The following is a 3,481-nucleotide window of genomic DNA, read 5'->3' on the forward strand; positions in this document are numbered from 1 at the left end:
TCACCCTCGCGGGCTTTCCTCCGGGCGCTTCCTTCGTTTCCGACTCTATCAGATCTTTCCGATCCGATTTCCTCGGTGCTTTCCGGTCCCTTTTCGACTTTCGTCGTTCCGGGCCCTTCCGGCGGTTCCGACTTTATCAGATTCATTTCCGCCGACCTAATTGGCGGCTTCGGTGATTCGGATAAGGAATCGGGATGGCTCCGTGGTCTTCGAAATCCTCGAATGGGACTCGAATCCTCGTCCGGAGCGAGTGAGATTCTAACTCGTCCGCCCCGAGCTTGTCCAGCTCCGGGCAACCGTTTGAATCTACCTCCCCTCGCCACCCGTGTCAACGGGTTTTGTGGGCGAAGAGGAGACTAGCAGGTCAGCGGGGTGCTCCGCACATCGAGCTCAGGCCGCCGTGGGCAGCTCGGCCGTGCGGTCCGGTTCTGCCACGTCGCCCGTGTCGCCGGTGCGGGCCGCGCGCCCGCCGAGCACGTACACGTACACGAGAAATGCCAGTTCAGCGGCGATACCGATGGCGATGCGGGCCCAGGTCGGCAGGCCGGACGGGGTGACGAAGCCTTCGATCAGGCCCGAGACGAAGAGGACCAGGGCGAGGCCGATGGCCATGCCGATCGCGGCGCGGCCCTGCTGGGCGAGAGCGGCGCGGCGGGTGGTGGGGCCGGGGTCGATGACGGTCCAGCCGAGGCGCAGGCCGGTGCCGGCGGCGACGAAGACGGCGGTCAGTTCGAGGAGACCGTGCGGAAGGATCAGGCCGAGGAAGACGTCGAGGCGGCCGGCGGACGCCATCAGGCCGACGCCGATGCCGAGGTTCAGCATGTTGGCGAACAGGATGTACAGCACCGGGAGGCCGAGGAAGGCGCCCAGGACCAGGCAGGTGGCGGCGGCCTGGGCGTTGTTCGTCCAGACCTCGGCGGAGAAGGAGGCCGCCGGATGGCTGGAGTAGTAGGTCTCGTACTGGCCGCCGGGGCGGGTCATCTCGCGGAGCGCGGCCGGGGCGCCCAGTGCGGACTGGACCTCGGGGTGGGTGCCGATCCACCAGCCGATGAGGGCCGCGAGCAGGGTGGAGAGGATCGCCGTCGGTATCCACCAGTGGCGCGAGCGGTAGACGGCGGCAGGGAAGCCGGCGGTCAGGAAGTCGGCGGCGTCGCGCCAGGAGGCGCGGCGGGTGCCGGTGACCGTGGCGCGGGCGCGGGCGATCAGCTGGGTGAGCCGGGCCGTGAGCATCGGGTCGGGGGCGCTGGACCGGATGAGCGAGAGGTGGGTCGCGGTGCGCTGGTAGAGCGCGACGAGTTCGTCGGCCTCGGCGCCGGTGAGGTGACGGCCGCGGCGCAGCAGGTGGTCGAGGCGGTCCCACTCGGCTCGGTGGGCGGTGACGAAGACGTCGAGGTCCATGGTCGGCTGCTGCTCCAGGCACTGGGGTGCGTACGGGTCCGTACTGCTCGTACTGCCGCACTGCTCGTACTGCTGCGGCGCGCTGCGGGTCAGCTTGGCAGACTGGCGTTCGGACCGGGTTCGGGTGGGCGAAGAAGGGTGGGGCGCCGTGAGTGGGGTGGTGACGGGGGACGCCGTCTATCTGGGGTTGGAGCCGGCCCGGCTGCCGACGCGGGCGCTGGCGGTACTGATCGATCTCGTCGTGGTGTGGGCGGGGTTCCTGGTGATCAGCATCGGGCTCGCGGTCGCGACGGCGTCGCTGGACGAGGCGGCGGTGCGGGCGCTGGCGGTCGCCTCCTTCCTCCTCGTACTGGTCGGTGCGCCGATCGCCGTGGAGACGCTGTCGCGCGGGCGGTCGCTGGGGAAGCTGGCGCTCGGGCTGCGGGTGGTGCGCGAGGACGGCGGTCCGATCCGCTTCCGGCACGCGCTGATGCGCGGGGCCATGGGGGTCGTGGAGATCCTGATGACCTTCGGGGTCGTCGCGTGCATCGCCTCCCTTGTGTCCGAGCGGGGGCGGCGGATCGGGGACGTGTTCGCCGGGACCCTGGTCGTACGGGAGCGGGTCGCCGCCGGTCCGGGGGCGGGGATGCTGGTGCCGCCTCCGCCGCCGTGGCTGCTGGGGCGGTTCTCGGGGCTGGATCTGTCGGCCGTGCCCGACTCGCTGTGGCTGGAGGTACGGCAGTACCTGACGCGGATGCGGCAGCTGGATCCGGGGATCGGGCAGCGGCTCGCGGAGCGGTTGGCCGGTGAGCTCATGGCGCGTACGGGGACTCCGGCGCCGCCCGGGGTGCCGGCGGCGGCGTATCTGGCGGGTGTGGTGGCCGAGCGGCAGGCGCGCGAGGCGCGGCGGGCATTCACCCCCGCTTCCCCCTCCGGCGCCGCAGCCTCCGAGCCTTCGGTCTCGACTCCCTCGGCCCCTTCGGATCCCTCGGCCCGTCCGGCCCCTCCGGCTTCCCCTTCTCCGGTCTCACCCGCTCCTGCGGCCTCCGGGCCGGCACCTGCGGCGCCCGCGCCCGCCGCTTCCCCGCCTGCGACGGGGTTCGCGCCGCCGGCGTAGGGCTCGCGAAGCCGCCGCGCGGTCAGAAGACGTTCGGCGGGGTGTCGAGTTCTTCGAGTTCGATGCCGGGGGCCGAGAGGACCACGTCGCCGGCGAGGTGGACGGTGTGCCGTTCGCCCGTGTCGAGGGCGCTGACCTGGTACTCGTCCACGATCAGGTGGCCGTTGTCAGTGGCGTGCGCTTCACTCTTCACCAGGGCCCATGACTGGTCGACCGTCAGGGGGGCGAGCACGGGATCCGTGAAGGCGACGAGCCGGATGCGGGTCTCCGGGGAATCGGGGGTGAGGCGCAGGAGTCGGGAGATCGCGACGAGGAATGCCGGGGACGTGCCGGTGAAGGCGTGGGCGCGCACATTGCCTTCGGTGGCGTGGGTTCCGGTGGGGTCGGTACGGACCCAGGTGACGCCGTCGAGCGCGGCGCCGCGGACCTGCCAGTCGGCGGCGTGGAGTTCGAGGCGGATCGGGCGGCCAAGGTCGTCGACGGCCAGGTCGACGGAGCCGGTGGGCTCGCCGGAGGGGGATGTGGTCCGGGCGACGTAGCGCCAGCCGGAGGGGCCGGGCGCGCAGTGGAAGTGCTCTTCACCGAGGGGGGTGTGATCGTGCGGATCGTGGAGCGAATAACGGCCTCGGGGCATGGGTCCTCGGGGTGCGTCCTGGAGCGGTAGCGGCAGGAGGAACGGGGACAGGCCCCCGCCACGGGGGTGCGGGGGCCTGTCTGTGCCGCTGCGGGTGCCTGCGACGGGCGGGTGCCGGTGCGTGCGCGTGTTGTGCGTGTGCGTGTGCGCCGGTCACCCGCCGGTCGTGGGGATCAGTAGCGGTAGTGGTCCGGCTTGTACGGGCCGTCGACCTTGACGCCGATGTAGTCGGCCTGCTCCGGGCGCAGGGTCGTCAGCTTGACGCCCAGGGAGGCGAGGTGGAGGCGGGCGACCTTCTCGTCGAGGTGCTTCGGGAGCACGTAGACGTCGGTCGGGTACTCCTCCGGCTTGGT

General features: G+C 71.4%; 4 protein-coding genes. 1 reads left to right on the forward strand and 3 read right to left on the reverse strand.

Going from position 1 to position 3,481, the window contains the following annotated elements:
• Positions 1–390: 390 nt before the first annotated feature.
• A complete protein-coding gene (locus tag AB0M18_RS36525) occupies positions 391–1,398 on the reverse strand; it encodes a stage II sporulation protein M (protein WP_365765707.1) in 1,008 nt (335 codons plus the stop codon).
• 148 nt (positions 1,399–1,546) lie between these two features.
• On the opposite strand from AB0M18_RS36525, the gene AB0M18_RS36530 reads away from it, so the two are divergent.
• Entirely contained in the window at positions 1,547–2,494 is a 948-nt protein-coding gene (locus AB0M18_RS36530) for an RDD family protein (RefSeq protein WP_365765709.1), read from the forward strand.
• Between the two features lie 22 nt (positions 2,495–2,516).
• Here AB0M18_RS36530 and AB0M18_RS36535 read toward each other — a convergent pair whose 3' ends face one another.
• Both AB0M18_RS36535 and AB0M18_RS36540 read right to left on the reverse strand, forming a co-directional pair.
• The gene (locus AB0M18_RS36535) at positions 2,517–3,128 is read right to left on the reverse strand and encodes a hypothetical protein (RefSeq protein WP_365765711.1); all 612 of its coding nucleotides are present in this window, start codon (positions 3,126–3,128) and stop codon (positions 2,517–2,519) included.
• Positions 3,129–3,301: 173 nt separating this feature from the next.
• Positions 3,302–3,481, reverse strand: a 180-nt coding sequence (locus AB0M18_RS36540) for an adenosylhomocysteinase (protein ID WP_365765713.1), incomplete at its 5' end; no start/stop codon positions are given.

It is taken from the genome of Streptomyces sp. NPDC051909 (assembly GCF_040681095.1).
In the GTDB taxonomy this organism is placed as follows: domain Bacteria; phylum Actinomycetota; class Actinomycetes; order Streptomycetales; family Streptomycetaceae; genus Streptomyces.